The sequence below is a fragment of the Stenotrophomonas sp. 01N47 genome (assembly GCF_056399165.1).
Genome location: NZ_JBFTQU010000003.1, coordinates 389,287 through 411,601, shown reverse-complemented (window position 1 = coordinate 411,601; position 22,315 = coordinate 389,287). Strand labels below are relative to the sequence as shown.

At 66.9% G+C, this 22,315-nt stretch carries 24 protein-coding genes; 13 read left to right on the top strand and 11 right to left on the bottom strand.

The window, feature by feature from the left end:
• Window positions 1-90 precede the first annotated feature (90 nt).
• Genes AC1DKR_RS08080 through coaBC form a run of 3 tightly spaced genes read right to left on the bottom strand, consistent with a single transcriptional unit; the run spans window position 91 to window position 4,202 of the window.
• Window positions 91-2,439, bottom strand: a complete 2,349-nt coding sequence (locus AC1DKR_RS08080) for a phosphomannomutase/phosphoglucomutase (protein ID WP_478032154.1) — start codon at window positions 2,437-2,439, stop codon at window positions 91-93.
• A gap of 12 nt (window positions 2,440-2,451) precedes the next feature.
• On the bottom strand, window positions 2,452-2,940 hold the full coding sequence (gene dut / locus AC1DKR_RS08075; protein ID WP_442244035.1) for a dUTP diphosphatase: 489 nt from the start codon (window positions 2,938-2,940) through the stop codon (window positions 2,452-2,454).
• On the bottom strand, window positions 2,937-4,202 hold the full coding sequence (coaBC, locus tag AC1DKR_RS08070; RefSeq protein ID WP_313251261.1) for a bifunctional phosphopantothenoylcysteine decarboxylase/phosphopantothenate--cysteine ligase CoaBC: 1,266 nt from the start codon (window positions 4,200-4,202) through the stop codon (window positions 2,937-2,939). Before coaBC ends, dut begins: the two co-directional genes overlap by 4 nt.
• A 225-nt stretch (window positions 4,203-4,427) precedes the next feature.
• On the opposite strand from coaBC, the gene AC1DKR_RS08065 reads away from it, so the two are divergent.
• The 4 genes from AC1DKR_RS08065 (at window position 4,428) to AC1DKR_RS08050 (ending at window position 8,548) form a co-directional block, all read left to right on the top strand.
• Window positions 4,428-5,054, top strand: coding sequence for a response regulator (locus AC1DKR_RS08065; protein WP_428704062.1), 627 nt, complete (start codon window positions 4,428-4,430; stop codon window positions 5,052-5,054).
• Window positions 5,055-5,125: 71 nt separating this feature from the next.
• The gene (gene radC / locus AC1DKR_RS08060; protein WP_312111696.1) at window positions 5,126-5,830 is read left to right on the top strand and encodes a RadC family protein; all 705 of its coding nucleotides are present in this window, start codon (window positions 5,126-5,128) and stop codon (window positions 5,828-5,830) included.
• A gap of 114 nt (window positions 5,831-5,944) precedes the next feature.
• Entirely contained in the window at window positions 5,945-7,633 is a 1,689-nt protein-coding gene (gene argS / locus AC1DKR_RS08055) for an arginine--tRNA ligase (protein ID WP_312787502.1), read from the top strand.
• A gap of 21 nt (window positions 7,634-7,654) precedes the next feature.
• On the top strand, window positions 7,655-8,548 hold the full coding sequence (locus tag AC1DKR_RS08050) for an SPOR domain-containing protein (protein WP_428704063.1): 894 nt from the start codon (window positions 7,655-7,657) through the stop codon (window positions 8,546-8,548).
• A gap of 86 nt (window positions 8,549-8,634) precedes the next feature.
• Here the strand turns inward: AC1DKR_RS08050 and AC1DKR_RS08045 are convergent, their stop codons facing one another.
• Entirely contained in the window at window positions 8,635-9,387 is a 753-nt protein-coding gene (locus AC1DKR_RS08045; RefSeq protein ID WP_025878372.1) for an SDR family NAD(P)-dependent oxidoreductase, read from the bottom strand.
• Window positions 9,388-9,475: 88 nt separating this feature from the next.
• The gene (locus AC1DKR_RS08040) at window positions 9,476-9,970 is read right to left on the bottom strand and encodes a hypothetical protein (RefSeq protein WP_313251602.1); all 495 of its coding nucleotides are present in this window, start codon (window positions 9,968-9,970) and stop codon (window positions 9,476-9,478) included.
• An 85-nt stretch (window positions 9,971-10,055) separates the two neighbouring features.
• Here AC1DKR_RS08040 and AC1DKR_RS08035 point away from each other — a divergent pair, with 85 nt between their 5' ends.
• On the top strand, window positions 10,056-10,523 hold the full coding sequence (locus AC1DKR_RS08035) for a YehS family protein (RefSeq protein ID WP_033832824.1): 468 nt from the start codon (window positions 10,056-10,058) through the stop codon (window positions 10,521-10,523).
• Here AC1DKR_RS08035 and AC1DKR_RS08030 read toward each other — a convergent pair.
• Window positions 10,492-11,379, bottom strand: coding sequence for a LysR family transcriptional regulator (locus tag AC1DKR_RS08030; RefSeq protein WP_363734347.1), 888 nt, complete (start codon window positions 11,377-11,379; stop codon window positions 10,492-10,494). The genes AC1DKR_RS08035 and AC1DKR_RS08030 overlap by 32 nt on opposite strands.
• A gap of 144 nt (window positions 11,380-11,523) precedes the next feature.
• Here AC1DKR_RS08030 and AC1DKR_RS08025 point away from each other — a divergent pair, with 144 nt between their 5' ends.
• Window positions 11,524-12,672 (top strand): MFS transporter, encoded by a 1,149-nt coding sequence (locus tag AC1DKR_RS08025; RefSeq protein ID WP_478032187.1) that lies wholly within the window; start codon window positions 11,524-11,526, stop codon window positions 12,670-12,672.
• Here the strand turns inward: AC1DKR_RS08025 and AC1DKR_RS08020 are convergent.
• Window positions 12,669-13,367 (bottom strand): TorF family putative porin, encoded by a 699-nt coding sequence (locus AC1DKR_RS08020; RefSeq protein ID WP_223497521.1) that lies wholly within the window; start codon window positions 13,365-13,367, stop codon window positions 12,669-12,671. The genes AC1DKR_RS08025 and AC1DKR_RS08020 overlap by 4 nt on opposite strands.
• A gap of 165 nt (window positions 13,368-13,532) precedes the next feature.
• Between AC1DKR_RS08020 and AC1DKR_RS08015 the strand changes: the two genes are divergently transcribed.
• Window positions 13,533-13,922, top strand: coding sequence for a DUF6165 family protein (locus tag AC1DKR_RS08015; RefSeq protein WP_223497520.1), 390 nt, complete (start codon window positions 13,533-13,535; stop codon window positions 13,920-13,922).
• Between the two features lie 5 nt (window positions 13,923-13,927).
• On the opposite strand, the gene AC1DKR_RS08010 is transcribed toward AC1DKR_RS08015, so the two are convergent.
• Window positions 13,928-14,605 (bottom strand): response regulator, encoded by a 678-nt coding sequence (locus AC1DKR_RS08010; protein WP_312786448.1) that lies wholly within the window; start codon window positions 14,603-14,605, stop codon window positions 13,928-13,930.
• Between the two features lie 191 nt (window positions 14,606-14,796).
• Window positions 14,797-15,369, bottom strand: coding sequence for an OmpO family porin (locus AC1DKR_RS08005; protein WP_025878364.1), 573 nt, complete (start codon window positions 15,367-15,369; stop codon window positions 14,797-14,799).
• Between the two features lie 279 nt (window positions 15,370-15,648).
• On the opposite strand from AC1DKR_RS08005, the gene AC1DKR_RS08000 reads away from it, so the two are divergent.
• On the top strand, window positions 15,649-16,008 hold the full coding sequence (locus tag AC1DKR_RS08000) for a DUF1428 domain-containing protein (protein WP_223497518.1): 360 nt from the start codon (window positions 15,649-15,651) through the stop codon (window positions 16,006-16,008).
• 15 nt (window positions 16,009-16,023) lie between these two features.
• On the opposite strand, the gene AC1DKR_RS07995 is transcribed toward AC1DKR_RS08000, so the two are convergent.
• The gene (locus AC1DKR_RS07995; RefSeq protein WP_312108962.1) at window positions 16,024-16,713 is read right to left on the bottom strand and encodes a hypothetical protein; all 690 of its coding nucleotides are present in this window, start codon (window positions 16,711-16,713) and stop codon (window positions 16,024-16,026) included.
• A gap of 137 nt (window positions 16,714-16,850) precedes the next feature.
• Window positions 16,851-17,765 (bottom strand): histone, encoded by a 915-nt coding sequence (locus tag AC1DKR_RS07990; protein WP_363734342.1) that lies wholly within the window; start codon window positions 17,763-17,765, stop codon window positions 16,851-16,853.
• Between the two features lie 489 nt (window positions 17,766-18,254).
• On the opposite strand from AC1DKR_RS07990, the gene AC1DKR_RS07985 reads away from it, so the two are divergent.
• The 5 genes from AC1DKR_RS07985 (at window position 18,255) to AC1DKR_RS07965 (ending at window position 22,242) form a co-directional block, all read left to right on the top strand.
• Window positions 18,255-19,688 carry a Do family serine endopeptidase gene (locus AC1DKR_RS07985; RefSeq protein ID WP_025878360.1) on the top strand — a complete coding sequence of 478 codons (1,434 nt, stop codon included), beginning with the start codon at window positions 18,255-18,257 and terminating at the stop codon, window positions 19,686-19,688.
• 104 nt (window positions 19,689-19,792) lie between these two features.
• Complete coding sequence (locus tag AC1DKR_RS07980; RefSeq protein ID WP_025878359.1) at window positions 19,793-20,155, top strand: hypothetical protein; 363 nt, start codon at window positions 19,793-19,795, stop codon at window positions 20,153-20,155.
• Window positions 20,156-20,163: 8 nt separating this feature from the next.
• Entirely contained in the window at window positions 20,164-20,634 is a 471-nt protein-coding gene (locus tag AC1DKR_RS07975; RefSeq protein ID WP_025878358.1) for a phage holin family protein, read from the top strand.
• A complete protein-coding gene (locus AC1DKR_RS07970) occupies window positions 20,631-21,068 on the top strand; it encodes a protein sip-5 (RefSeq protein ID WP_363734339.1) in 438 nt (145 codons plus the stop codon). The genes AC1DKR_RS07975 and AC1DKR_RS07970 overlap by 4 nt, the downstream gene beginning before the upstream one ends.
• 67 nt (window positions 21,069-21,135) lie before the next feature.
• The gene (locus AC1DKR_RS07965; RefSeq protein WP_025878356.1) at window positions 21,136-22,242 is read left to right on the top strand and encodes an AI-2E family transporter; all 1,107 of its coding nucleotides are present in this window, start codon (window positions 21,136-21,138) and stop codon (window positions 22,240-22,242) included.
• Window positions 22,243-22,315: the final 73 nt, after the last annotated feature.

Below are 22,315 nucleotides of genomic sequence, written 5' to 3'. Positions count from 1 at the left end.
CACGCATGGCGTGGATCTACCGTGTCGACCAAGGTCGACACCTACCGAGAGCAGCCGAGCAGGGCGTGCCGGGCGCAGCCGCGCGCCACCTCAGAATCCCAGCGGGATGTCGCCCAGCACCGGCTGCAGCTGGCTGCGGAACAGCGCCTGGATACGCTCCAGTGCTGCTTCGTCGTTGCCTTCGAAACGCAGCACCAGCACCGGCGTGGTGTTGGACGCGCGAACCAGGCCCCAGCCGTCGGCGAAGTCCACCCGCAGGCCGTCGATGGTCGACAGGCGACCGCCGACATACGGGTTGTCAGGCGACTGCGCAGCGGCCACCAGCATCGCCACCAACGCATGCGGGGTGCCCTCGGCCACCGGCACCTTCAGCTCCGGCGTGGCTACCATTTCCGGCAGCTTGGCCAGCACCTCGTCCGGCGTTTCCTCGCGCTGGGCGAGGATCTCCAGCAGGCGCGCAGCGGCGTACAGGCCATCGTCGAAGCCGAACCAGCGTTCCTTGAAGAAGAAGTGGCCGCTCATCTCGCCCGCCAGTTCGGCGTCGGTCTCGCGCATCTTCGCCTTCATCAGCGAGTGCCCGGTCTTCCACATCAACGGACTGCCGCCATTGCGCAGCACGTGATCGGACAACTTGCCGGTGCACTTCACGTCGTAGATCACCATCGCGCCCGGGTTGCGCATCAGCACATCGGCGGCGAACAGCATCAGCAGGCGGTCGGCATAAATGATCTTGCCCTCACCGGTGACCACGCCAAGGCGATCACCGTCACCATCGAACGCCACACCGAGGTCGGCGCCAAAGCGCTTGACCGTCTGCACCAGGTCTTCCAGGTTGGCCGGTTCGCTGGGATCGGGGTGATGGTTGGGGAAGGTGCCGTCGACATCGCAGTACAACGGAATGACTTCGGCGCCGATCGCTTCCAGCAGCTGCGGTGCGAAGGCACCCGCCACGCCGTTGCCTGCATCGGCGACGACCTTCAGTGGGCGGTCCAGCTGCACGTCATCGGCAATACGCTGGATGTAGTCGGCGCTGACCTCGCGCTGCTGGTAGTCACCCGGTTCCGCAGCCTGCACCAGACGGCCTTCGACAATGCGCTGGTAGAGGTCGGTGATCGCATCACCAGACAAGGTCTCACCACCGATGACGATCTTGAAACCGTTGTAGCCCGGCGGATTGTGGCTGCCGGTGACCGCTACGCAGGTACCGGTGCGCAGATGGAAGGCGGCGAAATACACCACCGGGGTCGGCGCCAGGCCGATATCGATGACCGCACAGCCGGCACGCCGCAGGCCTTCGGCCAGCCCGGCTGACAGCTCGGGACCAGACAGGCGGCCATCACGGCCGATCACCACCTCGCGCAGGCCCTGCTCAAGGGCGACGGTGCCGATCGCCTGGCCGATCAGCGCGGCGGTGCGCGCGGTCAGCTCACTGCCGACCACGCCGCGGATGTCGTACGCGCGGAAGATGCCTGCAGCCAGCTGCTCGGCGGGGACGGGTGGCGGCGGAGGCGGCGCCGCCTCGGACAGCGCCTCGCTGGGCAACGTCGGCGGGACCATCTGCAGGCTTTCACGCAGGGTCGGGCCGTGATCGGCGTCGGTCACTGCGCTGCGGCGGCTGGGCAGCGGCAGCGACGTTGGCAATCGGCCACGCCCCACCACCAGCAGTACCGCGATGAAAGCCAGCAGCAGGGCGACAATCGCGCTGGCGAGGGCTCCCAGCCCCAGCGGACCGGGTTCCACGTTGGGTACCCCGGCGGTCAGTCGCAGCGGGGTGCCGGCCACCGGGCGCGCCATTGCCTCGGCGCTCTCGGACAGGCCGCTATCACCCTGCGCCACGATGTTGTGCGCTCCCTGGCGCAGCGCCAGGAAACCATTGCCGGGGGCGTGTACCTGATCCAGCGGCGCGGTCAACCGCAGCAGCGGCTGGCGGACATAGACCACCGCCGGTCCGACGCCAGCCAGCTGTACCGGCGCGGCCAGACCCAGGCGGTTGCCGCCGCCATCGCGGATCACCCGCAGCGCCGGCTTGCCATCTGCCAGCGCCGATTCCAGCAGGGCCAGGCGTGCGTATCCAAAGGTGGCCGCATCGGCATAGCCTGCGGCCAGGTCAGCGCCCAGCACTTCCACTTGTTCGACGCCGGTCCAGCTTTCCCGCAGCGCCAGCGCGGCACCGGCCGCATCACCGGCCTGCAGCGCCTGCTGGACGCGGTCGCCCTTCAACTGCTGCTGCAGCTGCTGCAGCTGGCCAGCGGCAGCCTGCTGCAGCCCTTGCACGGCCTGGTCGCGCGCCTGTTCCAGCGCTTCCCCGCTGGCCGCCTGCCGCCACTGCTGTACCGCGCTCCAGCCGAACCAAGCGGCCAGCAGTACCAGCAGCACACCCAGCAATGGCGCGCTCCGTCCCAACGACTTTCCCCGCTGTGCTTCCCCGATGCCGCTCATCGATGTCCCCTGTCAACGCACCCCGGTATGGCCGAATCCACCCGTTCCCCGCACGCTGTCGGTGAAAGTATCCACCACCTGCAGGCTGACGCGGGCAATCGGCACGACCACCAACTGCGCGATGCGATCGCCCGGCTCGATGGTGAAGACCTCGCGGCCACGGTTCCAGACACTGATCAGCAGCGGCCCCTGGTAGTCGGCGTCGATCAGGCCGGTGCCATTGCCAAGCACGATGCCATGGCGGTGGCCCAGGCCCGAACGCGGCAGGATCACCGCACACAGATGCGGGTCGGCGATATGGATGGCCAGCCCGCTGGGGACCAGTGCGGTATCGCCCGGCTGCAGGGTCAGCGCGGTTTCCAGCGCCGCGCGCAGATCCATGCCGGCGCTGGCTTCGGTGGCATAGGCCGGCAGCGGCCAGCTGTCGCCGAAGCGCGGGTCGAGCAGCTTGACCTGCAACGGTTGCGGGAAGAATCCGTGGGTGTTGTTTGCCTCGGTCATGCCTGAAGTCTCCGCGCGATCAGCGCCAGCAGTTGTTCGGCCAGCTCACGCTTGGAAGTAGCCGGGAATACCTGTTCGCCATCCTGCCAGAAGGCCGTGGCGGCGTTGTTGTCGCTTTCGAAACCACCGCCGCTGATGCCCACCTGGTTGGCGATCACCAGATCCAGGCGCTTGTCGACCAGTTTGCCGCGCGCGTACTTCTCCACATCGTGGGTCTCGGCGGCAAAGCCGACCACCAGCTTCAACGACTGCGTCTGCGCGGCAACCTCGGCCAGGATGTCCGGGGTGCGCACCAGCTCGATCACCAGCGACTGGCTGTCGGCGGTCTTCTTCAACTTCTGCGCGGCGACCTGGCGCGGGGTGTAATCGGAAACGGCGGCAGCACCAATATAGATGTCGGCCGGCAGCGCATTCAGCACCGCTTCGCGCATCTGCGCGGCAGAGCGCACATCAATGCGTTGCACGCCGGCCGGCGTCGGCAACTGCACCGGGCCACTGACCAGCACCACCTGGGCACCCAGCCCGGCGGCGGCGGCGGCCAGGGCGTAACCCATCTTGCCGCTGCTGCGGTTGCCCACATAACGCACCGGATCGATGTCTTCATAGGTCGGGCCAGCGCTGATCAGCAGGCGCAGGCCCTGCAGGGCGCGCGTTTCCGGTGCCGCTCCAGCAGCCGGTCCAGCGCTGCCGTTGGCAACCAGGGCGGCGACGATGTCGCCCGGTTCGGCCAAACGGCCAGGGCCGGACTCGCCTTCGGCCAGCGGCCCATCGACCGGACCGATCACCTGCGCGCCACGCTGGCGCAGCAGGGCGATATTGGCCTGGGTGGCCGGATGCAGCCACATCCGATGGTTCATCGCCGGGCACACGGTCAGCGGCGCGGTGCTGGCCAGGCACAAAGTGCTGACGAGGTCGTCGGCGTGGCCCTGGGCCAGGCGTGCCAGCAGATCGGCCGTGCCCGGCGCGATCACGATGCGATCGGCCCAGCGTGCCAGTTCAATGTGGCCCATGGCCTGTTCGGCAGCGCTGTCCCACAACGTGGTGCGGGTCGGCTGGCCGGAAAGGGCCTGGAAGCTGAGCGGCGTGACGAACTGCTGGGCGCCGGCCGTCATCGCCACCTGAACCAGCGCACCGGCATCACGCAGGCGCCGGACCAGTTCCAGGGCCTTGTACGCCGCGATCCCGCCGCCGACACACAAGAGCAGTTTCTGGCCTTCCAGCGCGCGGATCCGCGTCGGGGAAGCGTTGGGAGAATCAGCCACCTGGAATTCCTGTGCAAACGAGGGCGTTAGCTTACCCGAAGGCCAGCAACGTCCTGGTGCACGCAGCACATAGCGGGCGGCTATCAGCACATGGGCGGTGGTCCGGGGAGTTTTCCGCGTTTGCGGCACACCGTTTCGGAACTTTCCTATACCTCTTCCCGTCCCCGCTTTGCAGAATCGTCACTGGCCACCCTGGTGTGCCGTTCGATTTCCGAGGAGTTCCCCGTGCAACCGCGCATCATCATTGCCGACGACCATCCGGTCGTCCTGCACGGCATCCGAATCGTGCTTGAGCGTCACCAGATGGATGTAGCCGGAGCCGCCGCTGACGGCGCCGGGCTGCTGCAGCTGCTGGTACAGGAGCCCTGCCATGCCGTACTCACCGACCTGTCCATGCCCGGCCCCGGCCCGGATGGTCCCGAACTGCTGGCCGTGCTGCGCGAACGCCACCCCGGCCTTCCCGTGGTGGTGCTGACCGGGGCCAGGCACCCGGGGCTGCTCGATGGCCTGCTACGCGATGGCGTACACGGCCTGGTCGACAAGAGCGCCGACTTCCCCGAGCTGGCCCAGGCTCTGCATGCGGCCATGGCAGGCCAGGTATTCGTCTCCCATCACCTGCGGCGCCACCTGCAGGCGCGCGATCTGCTGTTTCCGCACCCGCCGACCGCCTTGTCGACACGCGAACTGGAAGTGCTTCAACTGCTGACCGACGGCCTGAGCATCAATGCCATCGCCGACCGCAGCGGGCGCAGCCCGAAGACGATCAGCCGGCAGAAAGCCGAAGCCATGCGCAAACTGGGCCTGCAGACGAACCAGGAGCTCTACGACTACCTGCAGACCCGCCGCGACTGAGGACTTGACCGACCCACGGGCACGGCAAGGGCTTATGGGGCCGGCCGGCGAGGATCGCCATGATGGGAGCCATGCCCATCCATGAATGGCCCGAAGAAGAGCGCCCCCGCGAGAAGCTGCTGGCCCGGGGTCCCGCGTCACTGTCCGACGCCGAACTGCTGGCCCTGTTCCTGGGTTCCGGCATTGGCGGCCGGGACGCGGTACAGACTGCGCGCGACCTGTTGCTCGCCCACGGTCCACTGCGGGTGCTGCTGGACCGCCCCGCCCGCGAACTGTCGAGACTTCCCGGTTTGGGGCCGGCGCGCAGCTGCACGCTGGCTGCGGGGCTGGAACTGGCCCACCGCTATCTGGCCGCTGAACTGCAGCAGGGCGAAGCCGTCGGCGACAACCCTGCCGCCGTTGGCCGCTACCTGCAGCACCGCCTGCGCGGGCAGGCACGCGAACTGTTCGTGGTGCTGTTCCTGGACAACCGCCACCGCCTGATCGCCTGCGAGGAACTGTTCGCCGGAACGATAAACGCAGCCCCGGTCTATCCCCGCGAAGTGGTGCGCAGAGCGCTGCTGCACAACGCCGCCGCGGTCATCCTCAGCCATAACCATCCCTCCGGCGACCCGGAACCGTCGACGGCCGACGCGCAGATCACCGAGGAGCTGCAACGGGCCCTCGCACTGGTCGACGTCCGCCTGCTGGACCACTTCGTGGTGGGCGAGGGGCGTCCCGTTTCGTTTGCTGAACGGGGTCTTCTACCGCCGCTTCGAGCCCGACCGATGCGATGAGCCCCGCAGCAGCAGGCGGCTCCGCGTGCCCTGGCAGGCAGGCCTCGGTCAGCGTTGCGGCCGGCATCTGCGCTAAAATGGGCGATTCCGCCGCTCATTCTCACAGCAGGCCTCGTGAAAAATCTCCTCCGCGCCCTGATCAGCCAAGGCATCGAAGCCTTGCGCGCCAATGGCACCCTGCCCGTCGACTCCCTGCCGCCGGACTTCGTGGTCGAGCGCCCGAAGACCCGCGACCATGGCGACTTCGCTACCAACGCCGCGATGCTGCTGGCCAAAGCCGCGCGCAGCAATCCGCGCGCATTGGCACAGGCGCTTGTCGAGGCGCTGCCGCGCAGCGAAGACGTCAGCAAGGTCGAGATCGCCGGCCCGGGCTTCATCAATTTCCACCTGGCACCGGCCGCGTACCAGCGTGAAGCCGTCACCGTGATCAAGGAAGGCGCCGATTACGGCCGCAACCTGTCCGGCAATGGCCGCACGGTGGGCGTGGAGTATGTGTCGGCCAACCCGACCGGTCCGTTGCATGTCGGCCACGGCCGCGCAGCGGCCATCGGCGACTGCGTGGCACGCGTACTCGATGCCAATGGCTGGAACGCCAAGCGCGAGTTCTACTACAACGATGCCGGCGTGCAGATCGAGAACCTGGCGCTGTCGACCCAGGCACGAGTGAAGGGCATCGCTCCGGACCAGGAAGGCTGGCCGGAAGGCGGCTACCGCGGCGACTACATCGCCGATGTGGCACGTGCCTACATGACCGGCGCCAGCGTCGACCTGGAAGGCACCCTCGTGGTCGGCGCCAAGGACCCGGACGACATGCAGGCGATCCGTCGCTTCGCCGTGGCCTACCTGCGCAACGAGCAGAATCTGGACCTGGCCGCGTTCGGCGTGGATTTCGACATCTACTTCCTGGAAAGCTCGCTGTACGCCGATGGCAAGGTGGCCGAGGCGGTGGCCAAGCTGCAGGCGTCGGGCCATACCTATGAAGAAGGCGGTGCGCTGTGGCTGCGCAGCACCGACTTCGGTGACGACAAGGACCGCGTCATGCGCAAGTCCGACGGCACCTTCACCTACTTCGTGCCGGACGTGGCCTACCACCTGTCGAAGTGGCAGCGCGGCTATGAGCGTGCGATCACCGAGCTGGGCGCGGACCACCACGGTTCGCTGGCGCGCGTGCGTGCCGGCCTGCAGGCCATGGAAGTGGGCATCCCGCAGGGCTGGCCGGAGTACGTGCTGCACCAGATGGTCACCGTCATGCGCGGCGGCGAGGAAGTGAAGCTGTCCAAGCGTGCCGGCAGCTACTTCACCCTGCGCGACCTCATCGAAGAAGCCGGCCGCGACGCGACCCGCTGGTTCCTGATCGCGCGCAAGCCCGATTCGCAGCTGACCTTCGACATCGATCTGGCCCGTCAGCAGAGCAACGACAACCCGGTGTTCTACGTGCAGTACGCGCATGCCCGTGTCTGCAGCCTGCTGCGCCAGGCGCAGGAGAAGGGCCTGGTCTACGAACAGGGCACCGGTCTGTCCAACCTGGGCCGCCTGGCCGATGACGCATCGCTGGCCCTGATGAACGAGATCTCGCGTTATCCGGAAGTGGTGGAAGCGGCCGGTGTGGCGCTGGAACCGCACCAGGTCGCGCAGTACCTGCGCGAATTGGCGCACGCGTTCCACACGTGGTATCACGGGACACCGGTGCTGGTGGATGACGCGACCGATCGCAATGCCAAGTTGACCCTGGCCTGCGCGGCGCGCCAGGTACTGGCCAATGGCCTCGACCTCCTGGGCGTTTCCGCCCCGGAAAAAATGTAAGTCTCAGGAGACGCAGTAGACATGGCAGCACGACGCGGCAAGACACAGGCTCGGCGCAACAGCAGCCAAGGCACGCCCGGATGGGTGTGGCTGGTTGCCGGCGTGGCGATCGCCGCCGTGGTGTTCCTGGCGGCGCCGAACCTGTTCAAGGGCGAGGGCGATGGCTTCCTGCGCGCCGGTCCGCAGCCGAACCCGAACGCGCAGCCGGCGCCGGTAGCCGATGGCGAAAGCGATGTCGGCACCCAGCCGGCTGCACAGCCGGCCACGCCGAAGCCGGCTGAGCCGGAAAAGCCGGCGGCCACCCAGTACGATTTCTACACCCTGCTGCCTGGCAAGGAAGTGGAGATGTCCGACGCCGAACTGGCCGCCAGCGCGCGCGCCGAGGAACAGCGCCGGAGCAAGGCCGAAGCGCAACGCGCGCAGGCAGCACTGGAAGGCAAGCCGGTGCCGGCGGCTGCGGCCACGGCACCTGCGGCGACTGCAAGCGTTGCCAGCACCGCCCCGGTGACCGCCACCAGCCGTCCGCTGCCGACGCCGGTGAGTGAACGTCCGACGACCGCCACGCCAGCGGCCGCCACCACCGCGCCGGCCAGCGCCAGCACCGTTGCCGCCGCTCCTGCGGCACGCAGCGAAACCGCGCCGGCCACCGCCAGCGCTGCAGCAGCCCCGGCACCGGCCGACAATGCCCGCTACATCCTGCAGGCAGGTGCATTCGGCGCTTCCGGCGATGCCGAAGCGACCAAGGCCAAGCTGGCGATGATGGGCCTGGCAGCACGCGTGGAGTCGGCGCAGATCAACGGCAAGACCGTGTACCGCGTACGCATGGGGCCCTATGGCACCGCCGGTGAGCTTTCCGAAGCCAAGCAAAAGCTGGATGGCACCGGCCTGCAGGCGATGGCGATCAAGGCGCAGTAAGCGTGCGGGCATGATGAAAAAAGCCGGGCATTGCCCGGCTTTTTTTTTGCCCGTGCAGCGCCGGGCTCGACGCTGCAGACAGCGGATCAGCTCTCGCGGGCAACCTGGAAACCGGCGAACGACTGGCTGACCGGCATCAGTTCCAGGCGATTGATGTTCAGGTGCGGGGGCAGGCTCGCCACCCAGAAGATCTGCTCGGCGATGTCTTCGGCGGTCATCGGGTTGGCGCCGGTGTACAGCTTGTCGGACGCAACCTGGTCGCCATGGGTGCGGACCACGGTGAACTCGGTTTCGGCCATGCCCGGTTCGATGGTGGTCACGCGTACACCGGTACCGTGCAGGTCCGAACGCAGGCCCAGCGAGAACTGGCTGACGAAGGCCTTGGTGCCGCCATAGGCGTTGCCGCCCGGATACGGATAGACACCGGCCACCGACGAAATGTTGATGATGGCGCCCTTGCGCTCCACCAGCTGCGGCAACAGGCGATGGGTCAGGGTGACCAGCGCGGTGATGTTGGTGTCGATCATCGTCGTCCAGTCCTTCAGGCTGGCGCTTTGCGCCGGCGCGGTGCCCTGGGCGAGACCGGCATTGTTGACCAGCAGGTCGATGTCGCCGAAAGCCGGCGGCAGCGCCAGCAGTGCCGCTTCCATCGCGACTGGATCACGCACGTCGAACACGGCCGCGTGCACCACCTCCTTGCCATAACGCTCGACCAGCGGCTGCAGGCGTTCGCTGCGACGGCCGGTGGCGATCACTTTCCAGCCCGCCTGGGCAAAGCGGTGTACGGCAGCGGCGCCGAAGCCGGAAGTGGCACCGGTAATCAGGACGGTTCGGGTCATCAGACAACTCCGTGGGAAACCAGACCGCCATTCTGGCACCGTCGGTCCGCGGCTGCGTTGCCTGATCGGCCTGCTGCGATGCGCGCGGTCAGCGCAGGCGGAACACGCGTGCCTTCGGCAGGTCTTCGTCGACCTGCAGGAACCAACGTCCGGCGATACCCGGAATCACCTCGATCTGCGGTGCCTGCAGGGTCTTGCGCAGCTTCATCTGGCCCTTCATCACCTGCCACTGCTGGCCGTTGTCGAGGGTGAACACCGTGCCCGGCTCCCAGCCGGCAACGTCGCCGACCACGCGGGCGCTGACCGGGCCCTCTTCCAGGCCCAGGTGCATCGCCGCCGGGGCGGGAACGTTGGCCGGCAACGGCGCGCCGGTGCTCGCGGCGACGGGCGGCCGGGCGGGGGCAGGCATCGACGCCTCGGCCTCGCGCAGCACACGGTTCAGGGTCTGCAGCTGGGTCGCGTCCAGGCCCACTTCGGCCAGCTGGGCCGCGCTGAGACGCTGCTCCACGGGCACGAAACGGTCCTGGGCGGTGGCGGCGAAGCTGCTGGCGACCAGCAGAATGGAGAGAAGGTACCGGCGCATCAGAGGGAATCCCTGCAGAACAGCGCTCACGATGCTGCAATCCGGTGACAGTCCGGTTACAGCCGCAGGGCCGGTACAATGGGCCATGATCAATAATGATGTACTGCGCAGCGTGCGCTACTCCCTGGACCTCGGCGACCACCACGTGGTCACCCTGTGCCAGATGGCCGATCCGGCGTTCGAAGTGGATGTCGACCAGGCCAAGGCCTGGTTGCTGCGTGAAGACGAGCCGGGTTTCCAGCCGATGAGCGACAGTGCGCTGGCGCACTTCCTCGATGGCCTGATCCTGCACCTGCGCGGTCACGATGAGGGCCAGGCGCCGCGCGCGGTGGAAACCCGCATCGACAACAACCTGGTGTTGAAGAAGCTGCGCGTGGCCTTCCAGCTGCGCGATGTCGACATGATGGAGATCTTCACCAGCATCGGCTTCAATGTCTCCAAATCCGAACTCGGCGCGCTGTTCCGCCAGCCCGGCCACAAGAACTATCGGCGCTGCCTGGACCAGATGCTGCGCAACTTCCTCAAGGGCCTGAGCCTGCGCCTGCGCGGCTGAGAACGGCATCGACGAAGGCGCGTGCGGCCGGCGTCGGCAGGCGCTGCCAGACCAGATGTACGCGCCGGGTCGGGGTCGGTTGCAGCGGCACCTGCACCACCCCTTTGAAACCGTCGGCGATCAGCACCGGCACGATGCCCACCGCCAGGCCGTGGCGGACGAAGCGCTCGACCAGTTCCATCAGGTTGACCTCGAAACGCACCTGATGCGGCAGGCCCGCTGCGGCGAACGCATCATCGGTCTGCCGGCGCGCGCCGGTCCCCCGCGGGAAATCGACCAGGGCCTCATCCTGCAGCGCCGCCAACGGCAGCCGCTGGCGCGTGGCCAGCCGATGCTGCGGCGCCAGCACGGCCACCAGATCCTCTTCCTGCAGCATCTGGTGGCAGACGCCCTCAAGATCGGCCGACGGCGCCAGCCCCACCAGCGCCACGTCCAGTGCACGCGACTGCACCTGCTCCAGCAGGGTCTCGCTCTTGTCCACCCGCAACTGGAACTCCACCTGCGGGTGCTGCTGCTGGAAGGCAGCCAGCATGGCCACCACGTCGACGCCGGTCAGCGACGAGATCTGCCCGATCGCCAGCAGGCCGCGCACTTCACCACTGACGGCAGCGACGTCGGCACGCAGGTGGCGCAGGCTGGCCAGTACCTGCCGGGCGTGCACCAGCAACGCTTCGCCCGCGGCCGTAGCGCGCACCTGGCGCGGCAGCCGCTCGAACAACGTCGTGCCCAGCTCCTGCTCCAGATGGGCGATCTGGTGGCTCAAGGCCGACTGCACGACGTGGCAGCGCGCGGCCGCACGGGTGAAGTTGCCCTCTTCAGCCAGGGCCACGGCGAACTCAAGCTGCTTGAGGTTCACACCGGTATCTCAATTTCAGATGACAGGGATGATGATGATTCATTTCCATCATGACCGCAGCAGGCAGACACTGTGTTGCCCTGCTTCACGGAACATCGCGTGTCTCCTTCCCTTCCTCCCCTGCAGCGCTGGCAGATCCTGTTGATGTCGGTCGCCACCGGCGTCGCGGTGGCCAGCAATTACTACGCGCAGCCGTTGCTGCATACCATCGCCGATGCCTTCGGCGTGCCTTTCGGCCAGGTCGGCATGGTGGTGACCGCTGCGCAGTTGAGCTACGCAGCTGGCCTGATCCTGCTGGTGCCGTTGGGTGATCTGTTCGAGCGCCGCCGGCTGATCGTGGTGATGACCTTGTTGTCAGCCAGCGGACTGGTGATCAGCGCGTGCGCGCCGTCGTTGCCATGGCTGCTGGCCGGTACCGCGATCACCGGGTTGTTCTCGGTGGTGGCGCAGGTACTGGTGCCGTTCGCCGCCACCCTGGCCGCACCGGAGCATCGCGGCCGCGTGGTCGGCACGCTGATGAGCGGGCTGCTGCTGGGCATCCTGCTGGCACGCACCGTGGCCGGGCTGCTGTCGAGCCTGGGCGACTGGCGCCTGGTCTACGCGATCGCTGCAGGTACGCTGGTGCTGACCGCACTGGCCCTGCAGCGCGGCCTGCCGCGTTTCCACCACACTGCCGGGCTCGGCTACTTCGCGTTGCTGCGCTCGATCGGCACGCTGTTCCTGCAGGAACCGGTGCTGCGCCAACGCACACTGCTCGGCGCGTGCAGCTTTGCGATGTTCGCGATCTTCTGGACGCCACTGGCATTCCTGCTGGCGCAGCCGCCGTATGCCTACAGCGACGCCACCATCGGCCTGTTCGGGCTGGTCGGTGCCGCCGGTACGCTGGCCGCCGGCCTGGCCGGGCGCATGTCGGATCGTGGCCAGACCGGCCGGGCCACGGCCATTGCGCTGGTGCTGTTGCTGCTGTCCTGGCTGCCTCTGGGGCTGTCGGCGCATTCGCTGCTGGCACTGCTGGTCGGCGTGGTGGTGCTGGACCTGGCCGCGCAGCTGCTGCATGTCAGCAACCAGAACCTGATCTACGCGCTGCAGCCGGAGGCACGCAACCGCCTCAATGCCGGTTACATGACCGGCTATTTCATCGGTGGCTCGCTGGGCTCGCTGCTGTCGGCGCAGGTCTACCAGCGTTGCGGCTGGACCGGCGTGTGCGTGGCCGGTACCGCGGTGGCGGTACTGGCCCTGCTGGTGTGGCTGCCCAGTGCCTGGCGCACACGCCAGGCAACATCGGCCGACTAGAAGCTGCCCTGCAGCGCCAGTTCCCAGCGTCCACCGGCATTGCCCGGGAACAGCCGCTTGGCGGCGCTGTCGGTGTCATGCACGGTGGCGCGCAGTTCCCAGGCCGGCGTCAGCGTGGCGATGGCACTGAGCTGGCCATGCAGGTAGTCCGGCCCCTGCGCGGTAGCCAGCCAGTACTGCCCCACCGCCGCTTCCAACCGCACGCGCTCGCTCAACGGCACCCGCACGCCCAGCTGCGCGTAGGTGCCGCGACGGCCGCCGGCAAGCGCATCGTTGGAGTGGGCAACCTGCAGCCAGGCGCGTTGCTTCCAGGTGGTGGTGACATTGAGTTCGGTCCAGTCCAGTGCGCGGCCGGTGCCCGGATAGACATACCGGGTGAGGTTCGCATCCAGGCTCCAGTCCGGCGACAGCGCGCCCGACCAGCCGGCGACGAGATCGAACTCGCTGCGTGCCCCGCTGTCCGGCGTGAACGAGACATTCGAGCCCCAGGCGCTGGCATACCAGCCCGAACCCACCGTCACCTTTGCCCCCACCTGCGCGGCCGGATCGCCCTCGCTCTGCGAGCTGCCACGCCAGACATAGTCGCTGGTCAATGCCGCCGTGCCACTCACCTGCACCTGCGCCTGCACGCTGCCGGCGCACAGCAGCCCCGCCAGTGCGGCCGCGCTGGCCACGATCATCCCCTTGCTCTTCACTGCACTCACTTCCTCGTCGAAGGCGGTCTGTCCGCCGGGACGGCAGTGTCGATGGCATGGCCGTAACGGTTCGATGGCGATGCTGCCGTGCCAGCGCAAATTCAGCGTAAATCCGCGCTACGGTGAGCGCGGTATCATGCGGGCCTATTTCCAGGAACCAACCACGTGGACGCCATCCTGACCCCGGTATCGATCGGCGAGCTGATCGACAAGATCACCATTCTCGAGATCAAGGCCGAGCGCATCGACGATGCGACCAAGCTGGCCAACGTGCGCACCGAGCTTGACGGCCTGCTGCCGCTGCTGCAGCAGCAGCTTGACGCGCAGCCGGCACTGGCCGCGATGAAGACGCAGCTGAAGGCCATCAACGAGCGCATGTGGGAGATCCAGGACCAGCTGCGCGACAAGGAAGCGGCGCAGGTGTTCGACGAAGCGTTCATCCAGCTGGCGCGCGGCGTGTACGGCACCAACGGCGAACGCGTGCAGGTGAAGAACGAGATCAACCGCGTCGCCGGTTCGGCGCTGGTGGAAGAAAAGCAGTATCAGGGCGAGTAGACCGCTCAGCCGCATTCAAGCAGGTGGCGGATGCGGAACAGCTCGCCATCGCTGTGGATGCCGAGCTTCCGGTAGGCCGTGCGCTTCTGCGTGCTGACAGTGCTGGCCGAACGGCCGAACCGCAATGCGACTTCACCGGTACTGCAGCCCTGCAGGACCAGCCTGAGTACCTCGCGCTCGCGCCGGCTCAACGGCGCCAGCACGGGTGCCGGCGTGCGCCGCATGCGCGGCCTGTTCAATTGCGCGCGCAATTCCGGTGGCACGAAGCGCCTTCCACTTGCCACGACATCGACCGCGCGCAACAACATCTCTGCCGATGTCGCCTTGGACAGGAATCCGCGCGCACCGGCCTGCATTGCCGTGGTAACCGTGCTGGCGTTGCAATGCCCGGACAGCACCAGCACCGGCAGCAGCGGCCAGCGCTGCGACAGCCTGCGCAGCAGGGCCAGCCCATCGCCGGCATCGCCGGGCAGCAGTGCATCGATCAACAGCAGGTCGATGCCGCCCAGGTTGCGTTGCAGCAGGTCCAGCAGCGCGCGTTCGTCGGCAACGCTGCCGCAGACCTGCACGCCGCCGTGCTGGCGCAGCACCACTTCCACGCCCAATCGCAGTACCGGATGCGGGGCCAGCAGTGCCAGGCGGCAAGGCTGGTCAGGGAGCAGAGCGGGAACGACAAGCGGCATTGCGGCAGATCCGGATGTACGGAAAGCCCACCGTAGGTCGGGATCGCAGGCAGCGGAATCCAATTTATTGCAACGCAACATCTTTCCGCACCGGGCAGTCAGATGGCGTTCCAGTTCCCCACAACGAAACAGGCCCGGCATGAGCCGGGCCTGTCGAGGCACAAGCAGCGCAGGACTGCGCCGCGGTGCGATTACCAGCTGAAGCGCGGGCCGACGGTGTATTCCTTGTCGCCGTGGCGGTTCATCTTCAGCTCGCCGTTCAGGCCCCAGTTCTGGTTCAGCTTGACCTGACCACCCAGACGGCCGTACCACTGGCTGTCGATGTCGACGCCGTGCTTCTTCGAATAATCTTCGTAACCGACCAAGCCGTAGACCTCAGCGTGGGCACCGAACGCGGTACGGATACCGGCTTCAGCGCTGTAGCCGTTGAAATCCAGGCCGTGCTTCTGGTCGAACTTCTGGTAGGCGACGCGGGCAACGAAGTCGGTCGACGGAGCGATTTCGACGTTGTAGCCGGCACCGACCTTCCACTGGTCAACCTTGATGTTGGTGTGGTCGACTTCCTGACGGCTGTATTCGCCGAAAGCGTGGAAGTTCGGCAGGAAGCCGTAGGAACCCTTCACGCCCCAGCCATCAGCCTTGATGCCGTCAACGTCGGTCTTGGCGTAGTCGGCCTCGGCGTAGTTGTAGGACAGGTTCTCGGCGGCCGAAGCGGTGAACGGCAGGGCAGCGGCCAGAGCCAGAGCAATCAGCGAATTCTTCATGGGGGTACACCTTTACTTTCTTATGGTGTGCAGCAGCGCCAGGGCGCCATCGCATCGGGAATGTAAATTCTCCGTTATTCGCCACAACGCTCCCTGAAAACAGCAGTCTTCGCATTGCTGAATTTTTTGCATTGATTCAGCAAGGCTCAGGCATACGCGCGCGGTACGCGCACGCGCTTCGATATCAACGAGACGGCAGCCGATGTCGATTTGCCGCACCGTGAAGCGTCGACTCAATGAAGGCCGTGCACCTGGCACGGTCCATTCCGGAGGCAAGCGATGAGCTACATCGATGGTTTCGTACTGGCGGTGCCGACCGCCAACAAGGAGAAATTCCTCGCCCACGCCCGTACCGGCGACGTGGTGTTCCTGGAATATGGGGCACTGCGCGTGGTCGAGTGCTGGGGCGATGACGTGCCGCACGGCAAGACCACCGACTTCTTCGGCGCGGTGAAAGCCACGGCGGAGGAAACAGTGGTGTTTTCCTGGATCGAGTGGCCGGACAAGGCCACCCGCGATGCAGGCATGCAGAAAATGATGGAAGACCCGCGGTTGGACCCGTCGAAGAATCCCATGCCGTTCGACGGTGCACGGATGATCTACGGCGGATTCGAACCGATCTTCGAACTCAAGCGCTGACCCGCGCGGGCGTCCTCAGCGGGCGCCCGCTTCATCCTCACCGGCCGCGTGGCCGGCACCCAGCGCAGCACCTGCACCAACACCCAGCCCGCCCATTCCGGCACCCATGCCGCCGCCACCTCCACCGGTGCGACCGCCCTTGGCTTCGCCCTCGTTGCGGCCCTTGCCACTTCCGCCACCGCTGCCCGCAGGGCGGGTAGGCCCCTGGCGCGGGATCTCCAGGTCGGCCGGTACCGGCGCAAGGTCCAGCGCCTCGCGGACGAAGTCGCGCAGCGAGATCACCAGTTCGTATGTGTGCACCGCACGCCCCTGTGCCAGTTCACTGGCAGCGCGCGCGGCCAGCCGTACCTGCTCGTCGGTGCCCAGCAGCAGGATGTCCGACAAGGCCGCTTCGACCGCATCGCGGATGCGCCGGGCCCGATCCGAGCCCGGCTCGGCGATGCCTTCTTCGTGGGCCCGCTGGCGCAGGTCGCGCAGGTGGGTTGGATCGACCCCCAGCTCACCGGTGAAGGAGCCGCCCAGCGTCTTGTAGGCCGCCATCAAGGTACGCAGCCGCTCGTTGATCTGGCGGTTCTCGCGTTCGCGGCGCTGCTGCAGGGTCTGCATCACCAGCAGGCGGATACCCACGCCGAGCAGGGTGATCAGGACCAACCCGGCCAGGGTGGACAGCACGCCCTGCCAGGAACTGAAATCGATACCGCGCATGGTTACAGCTCCTGCGGAAGACCTTCATCTTGCCCCAGCCTGCTGCCGCAGATCCACGTCAGGCGCGGATGAGCGCCCCCGAAAACGCAGAAGGCCCTCCCGCCCGATGAGCGGAAGGGCCTTCGAACCACGCGCGATTACTTGCGCTTGGCAGCCTTGCGCACGGCCTTCTTGGCCGGAGCCTTCTTGGCCACAGCCTTCTTCAGCGGTGCAGCCTTCTTGGCGACGGTCTTGCGGGTAGCGGCGACCTTCTTGCCGACAACCTTCTTGGCGACGGCGGTCTTCTTGCCGACAACCTTCTTGGCAGCGGCGGTCTTCTTGCCGACGACCTTCTTGGCAGCGACGGTCTTCTTGCCGACAACCTTCTTGGCAGCGACGGTCTTCTTGCCGACAACCTTCTTGGCAGCAGCGGTCTTCTTGCCGACGACCTTCTTGGCAGCGACAGTCTTCTTGGCCACAGCCTTCTTGGCGGTAGCGACCTTCTTGCCGGCAACCTTCTTGGCGGCCACGGTCTTCTTGGCTACAGCCTTCTTGGCGGTAGCGACCTTCTTGCCGACAACCTTCTTGGCAGCAGCGGTCTTCTTGGCCACAGCCTTCTTGGCGGTCGCAACCTTCTTGGTGGCGGCCTTCTTCACGGTGGCGACCTTCTTGCCGGCAGCCTTGGTGGTCTTCTTGGCAGCAGCAGCCTTCTTGGTCACGGTCTTGCCGGCAGCCGCCTTCTTCTTGGCCACTTCCTTCTTCAGGGCAGCAGCTTCGGCCTTGGCGTTCTTCTTGGCCGCTTCCAGCTTCTTCTTGGCGTTGGCGACGGTCTTGCCGACCGACTTGGCGGCCTTCTCGGCCTTCTTGGCAACGGTCTTCTCGACCTTGGCCACGACCTTCTTGGCCTTGGCGACGCGGGTGGTGGCAGCCTTGCGGGCGCGCTTGACGGTCTTCTTGACCGACTTCACTGCGTCTTCGGCGGCGTGGGCGATGGTCTCGCCGACGTTGGTGGCGGTTTCTTTCACGTTCTCGACGGCGTCGGTCACGACCGACACACCATTACCGTTGCTCATGTTGCCCTCCTAGGGGCCTGGATTGTCAAAACGGGGCGATGCTATACCGACAATGGCTATCGTGGAACGGGCACGCCTGGTCAATCGCATCCGGTGCGACGCAACTGATGTAAGCGATGGCGGCCGCTGACGCGCCCCGCAGTCAGGAAATCCCTTTTTTTAAGCAGTGTGCTGCACAGCCTGCCGGTTGCTGGGGTACCGATGCAGGCACTGGCGGCAGCCACACATCCGCGTAGCACTGAGCGTCATCGCAAGGTCGGGATGCGCGGAACTGCGCAAGTGTCACGGTGTATCAAGGCGCTGCCGGCATGCCTTGCGGCGCTCGCTCGCGGCTGTCGCGAACAGCGTTTTGGTGCGCGCGTCGGCTTTCCGGCGCCCTCGGCGCGGGTCGGATTTTCATGGGGCATTTATCCAGATCGCGACACACTCATTCAGCTTGTTCTACCGTATGCGTCAATGGCCCCTACCTCAGCCTGCGAACCGACTCCCATGCGACCGCTTCCCACCCTGCTTACGCTCGCAATCGCCGCTGCCTTCGGCGGCTTCGTTGCCACCGGCCTCAATGCGCACCTGGACAACCGTGCCGACGCCGCTCCGCTGCCGGCGGTACTGCCCACCTCCGCAGCGCTGCCGGCCGCAGTCGCCGGGCAGGCGGTGCCTTCGCTTGCACCGATGCTGGAAAAAGCGATGCCGGCGGTGGTCAGCGTCAACACCAAGCAGGTGGTGCGGGTACGCAACCCGTTCTTCAACGACCCGTTCTTCCGACGCCTGTTCCCGGACATCCCGCAGGAGCGGATCAACGAGTCACTCGGTTCGGGCGTCATCATCGATGCCACCGAAGGGCTGGTGCTGACCAACCACCATGTCATCGACAATGCCGATGACGTGCAGGTGACACTGGCGGATGGGCGCACGGTAAAGGCAGAGTTCCTCGGCTCGGACCGCGACACCGACATCGCGCTGATCCGCATTCCGGCGCAGAACCTGACCGACATCAAGCTGGGCAACAGCGACCAGCTGCGGGTGGGCGACTTCGTGGTTGCGATCGGCAATCCGTTCGGTTTCAGCCAGACGGTCACCTCGGGCATCGTCTCGGCGGTGGGCCGCAGTGGCATCCGCGGGCTGGGCTACCAGAACTTCATCCAGACCGATGCATCGATCAACCCGGGAAATTCCGGTGGCGCGCTGGTCAACCTGCAGGGCCAGCTGGTGGGCATCAACACCGCCAGCTTCAATCCGCAGGGCAGCATGGCCGGCAACATCGGCCTGGGCCTGGCCATTCCCTCGAACCTGGCCCGCAGCGTGGTGGACCAGCTGGTCAAGCATGGCGTGGTGGTGCGCGGCACGCTGGGCATCGAAAGCCAGAACCTGAGCGCGCAGATCGCGCAGGGCCTGGGCCTGGGCGAAACCCGTGGCGCCCTGGTAACCCGCGTGCTGGCCGGTTCGGCCGGTGCCGCTGCGGGATTGAAACCGGGCGACGTGGTGGTCTCGGCCAACGGCCAGCGTGTGGACAGTGCCGAAGCACTGCACAACGTGGAAGGCCTGGCGGCGGTGGGCAGCGTGCTGACCCTGGACGTTCGCCGCGAAGGCAAGCCGCTGCAGATCAAGGCGACGCTGAAGGAACAGGCGCGCGTGGTCAGCGGCGAGAGCCTGGACCCGCGCCTGACCGGTGCCAGCTTCGTCGACCTGCCGGAATCGCTGCGCCAGTCCGGGGTGGGCGGCGTGCTGGTCAGCGAGGTCAAGCGCGGCAGCCGCGCTGCGACCAACGGCCTGCAGCAGGGCGACATCATCACCGATGCCACGGTGGGCGAGTTCGCCGACCTGGCCAGCTGGCGCGCCAATTTCCAGCAGCGCCCGCCCACCCTGGTGCTGCGCGTGCTGCGCAACAATGGGCAGCAGCAGGGCCAGTTGGTGATGCGCTGATCGCCTGGCCGTAACGCCCCCTATACCCACGTGATGCTATTGCTGTACGTCCAGGTCGGCCAAGCGCCGATCGCCCGTTCCCCCATCGCAACAGGAGTGATTCGATGAGCCCCACCAATACCGAGAACCTGAAGGACCACCTGGGTGAAGCCGGTTCCCACCTGAAGCAGGCCGCCAGCGCTGCCGGCGGTGCGATCAAGGGCGCTACCGGCGCCGCGACCGATGAACTGCGCATCGGCAAGGCCAACGTCAAGGCTGAACTTTCCGACAGCGCGCTGTCGGGCCTGGCTGCTGCCGAGTTCGGTGGTGCCGCCGCCAAGGAACAGGTCGACGCACTGATGGACAAGGGCAAGGACCTGATCGACAGCGCTGCTGAGCTGATCCGCGAACGTCCGCTGGCCTCTTTCGGCGTGGCCTTCGCTACCGGCTGGATCATCGCCAAGCTGGCCCGCGGCAGCGACAAGTAAGCTGCGGCGTGAGCGAAGACACCACGCAACGTCCTGATCCGGCGGCCACGCCGCCGTTGGACGAAAGCATCCGCCAGGTCGGCGCAGCCGGCCGGGCGACTGCCGATTCGGCCAAGCACTCGCTGCGTTCGCTGCGCCGGTTGGCGTCGGCGGACTTCGCGCTGGCGCGCAGCGCATTCGGGCGTGCATTGGCCTGGGCCGGCGTCGCCATCGTGTTCGGTGCGTCGGCTTGGCTGCTGCTGGCCGCTACCCTCATCGCCCTGCTGCAGAGCTTCGGCCTGAGCTGGCTGCAGGCCCTGCTGATCACCTCGTTGCTGAGTCTGGCCGTCACCGGCTATGCGATCTGGCGCGTTTCGTACTTCTTCCACCACACCGGCATGCACGCCACCCGGCGTCAGTTGTCCCGGTTGGGCCTGTTCGATGAGCCCACCGATGATGATCCCGATGCCGGCGTGCAGATTCCGGAGGGCAAGCCATGAAGTTCGGTGCGCTGCAGCGGCGTGTGAAACGTTGCGAACAGGTGATGGCCGTGCGCCTTGGCGAGACCCAGGACCACTGGAACGTGCTCAGCCAGGTCTGGCGACAGGGCTGGTCACCGCTGCGCATCGTGGTGGTGGGTCTGGCCGGCGGGTTCATCGCCGGCAAGCTGGAGGTTCCGGGCAAGGTCAACGGAGCGCGTTGGCTGCAGATGGTCGGTTCGGTGTCCAGCCTGTTCGCCAGCGCCCAGGCCGCGTTTGCTTCGGTGGTGGCGGCGCAGGCGGCGGAAACCGCAGACGATGCCGCCGACCAGGTGGATGAAGCGGCCGGGCCGCCATCCGCTGCCGCGGCACGACCGGCAGCACGCCCGGTGGCCGAGCCCGAGCTGCATGAGCCCCGTCCCGCCGAAGCGGCGACCGAGTTGTCCGAACGTTGACGAACCTTACCCGCCGCGTTGATCGCGGCGGGCCGATAATGGGCTTCTCTTTCTGGTCGGTGCGTCGATGAGCGAGTCCCTGTTGTCCCCGTCGTCGCCTGCGCCGGACGAGTCCGCACCCCTGCCGCCCCCCTCGCGCCCACGTGGCCCGATGTCGCTGGTGATCCTGGCGACCTTGGCCGTGGCGTTCACCCTGTGGGCGGCGCAGGACATCATCCTGCCGGTCCTGCTGGCGATGTTCTTCGCCCTGGTCGGCAACCCCATCCTGCGCCTGCTGCAGAAACTGTGGATTCCGCGCGCGCTCGGCGCCCTGCTGGTGCTGGGCGCCGGCTTGGGCGTGACCGGTGCGCTGGCGGTGCAGCTGATCGGCCCGGCGATGGACTGGGCACAGGAAGCACCGCAGCAGCTACGCAAAGTCGCCCGCCAAGTGCAGGACCTGACCAAGCCGGTGCAGCAGGCCAACCAGGCCGCAGAGAATTTCGCGCGCGTGGCCGGCGGCGACGGTAACCGCAAGGTGCAGGTGATCCGCACCCAGCTGGACGACCCCTACCGCATGCTCACCCGTGCGCCGCGCTTGGCCGCCTCGGTGCTGGCCGTCGTGCTGCTGACGCTGTTCTTCATGATCTACGGCCAGAGCCTGCAGCGTGCAGCGATCGCGCTGTTCCCGAACCGGCAGCAGCAGCGCTTCACCAGTGACATCCTGCGCTCGATCGAGCATGAGGTGTCGCGCTACGTATTGACCATCAGCGTGATCAACACGGTGGTCGGCCTGCTGTTGGCCGGGGTGCTGATGCTGCTGGGCATCGGCCTGCAGGAGGCGCTGCTGTGGGGAACCGTGGCGGCGCTGCTGAATTTCGCTCCCTATGTCGGCCCGCTGCTCGGCGTCGCGTTGATGCTGCTGATGGGCTTCGTCGAGTTCCGCGACCCGCTGCAGGCACTGCTGCCTGCGGCCGCCTACCTGGCCCTGCATACCCTGGAAGGGCAGCTGGTGACGCCGATCGTGCTTGGCCGGCAGATGAAACTGTCACCGCTGGTGCTGATCCTGGCGCTGATGGTGTTCGGTTGGGCCTGGGGCATGATCGGCCTGCTGCTGGCGGTGCCGCTGCTGGTCTGCATCAAGCTGGTGCTGGCGCGGCTGGACGGCATGCACGGCTGGGCGCGGCTGCTGGAGTGAGGCGCGCTCCATCCACGGGCGTGCGGGGAGAGGAACGGTGGGACGGCGAAGGCTGGCAGAATATGCGCCCGCT

What these genes read in the sequence shown, in the direction of transcription:
- AC1DKR_RS07985 (WP_025878360.1), top strand. Translation starts at nt 18,255, where the DNA reads ATGCGACCGCTTCCCACCCTGCTTACGCTCGCAATCGCCGCTGCCTTC.
- AC1DKR_RS07980 (WP_025878359.1), top strand. Translation starts at nt 19,793, where the DNA reads ATGAGCCCCACCAATACCGAGAACCTGAAGGACCACCTGGGTGAAGCC.
- AC1DKR_RS07970 (WP_363734339.1), top strand. Translation starts at nt 20,631, where the DNA reads ATGAAGTTCGGTGCGCTGCAGCGGCGTGTGAAACGTTGCGAACAGGTG.
- AC1DKR_RS08040 (WP_313251602.1), bottom strand. Translation starts at nt 9,970, where the DNA reads ATGCGCCGGTACCTTCTCTCCATTCTGCTGGTCGCCAGCAGCTTCGCC.
- AC1DKR_RS08080 (WP_478032154.1), bottom strand. Translation starts at nt 2,439, where the DNA reads ATGAGCGGCATCGGGGAAGCACAGCGGGGAAAGTCGTTGGGACGGAGC.
- AC1DKR_RS08025 (WP_478032187.1), top strand. Translation starts at nt 11,524, where the DNA reads ATGTCGGTCGCCACCGGCGTCGCGGTGGCCAGCAATTACTACGCGCAG.
- radC (WP_312111696.1), top strand. Translation starts at nt 5,126, where the DNA reads ATGCCCATCCATGAATGGCCCGAAGAAGAGCGCCCCCGCGAGAAGCTG.
- AC1DKR_RS08010 (WP_312786448.1), bottom strand. Translation starts at nt 14,605, where the DNA reads ATGCCGCTTGTCGTTCCCGCTCTGCTCCCTGACCAGCCTTGCCGCCTG.
- dut (WP_442244035.1), bottom strand. Translation starts at nt 2,940, where the DNA reads ATGACCGAGGCAAACAACACCCACGGATTCTTCCCGCAACCGTTGCAG.
- AC1DKR_RS07990 (WP_363734342.1), bottom strand. Translation starts at nt 17,765, where the DNA reads ATGAGCAACGGTAATGGTGTGTCGGTCGTGACCGACGCCGTCGAGAAC.
- AC1DKR_RS08045 (WP_025878372.1), bottom strand. Translation starts at nt 9,387, where the DNA reads ATGACCCGAACCGTCCTGATTACCGGTGCCACTTCCGGCTTCGGCGCC.
- AC1DKR_RS07995 (WP_312108962.1), bottom strand. Translation starts at nt 16,713, where the DNA reads ATGCGCGGTATCGATTTCAGTTCCTGGCAGGGCGTGCTGTCCACCCTG.
- AC1DKR_RS08050 (WP_428704063.1), top strand. Translation starts at nt 7,655, where the DNA reads ATGGCAGCACGACGCGGCAAGACACAGGCTCGGCGCAACAGCAGCCAA.
- AC1DKR_RS08000 (WP_223497518.1), top strand. Translation starts at nt 15,649, where the DNA reads ATGAGCTACATCGATGGTTTCGTACTGGCGGTGCCGACCGCCAACAAG.
- AC1DKR_RS08035 (WP_033832824.1), top strand. Translation starts at nt 10,056, where the DNA reads ATGATCAATAATGATGTACTGCGCAGCGTGCGCTACTCCCTGGACCTC.
- AC1DKR_RS07965 (WP_025878356.1), top strand. Translation starts at nt 21,136, where the DNA reads ATGAGCGAGTCCCTGTTGTCCCCGTCGTCGCCTGCGCCGGACGAGTCC.
- AC1DKR_RS08005 (WP_025878364.1), bottom strand. Translation starts at nt 15,369, where the DNA reads ATGAAGAATTCGCTGATTGCTCTGGCTCTGGCCGCTGCCCTGCCGTTC.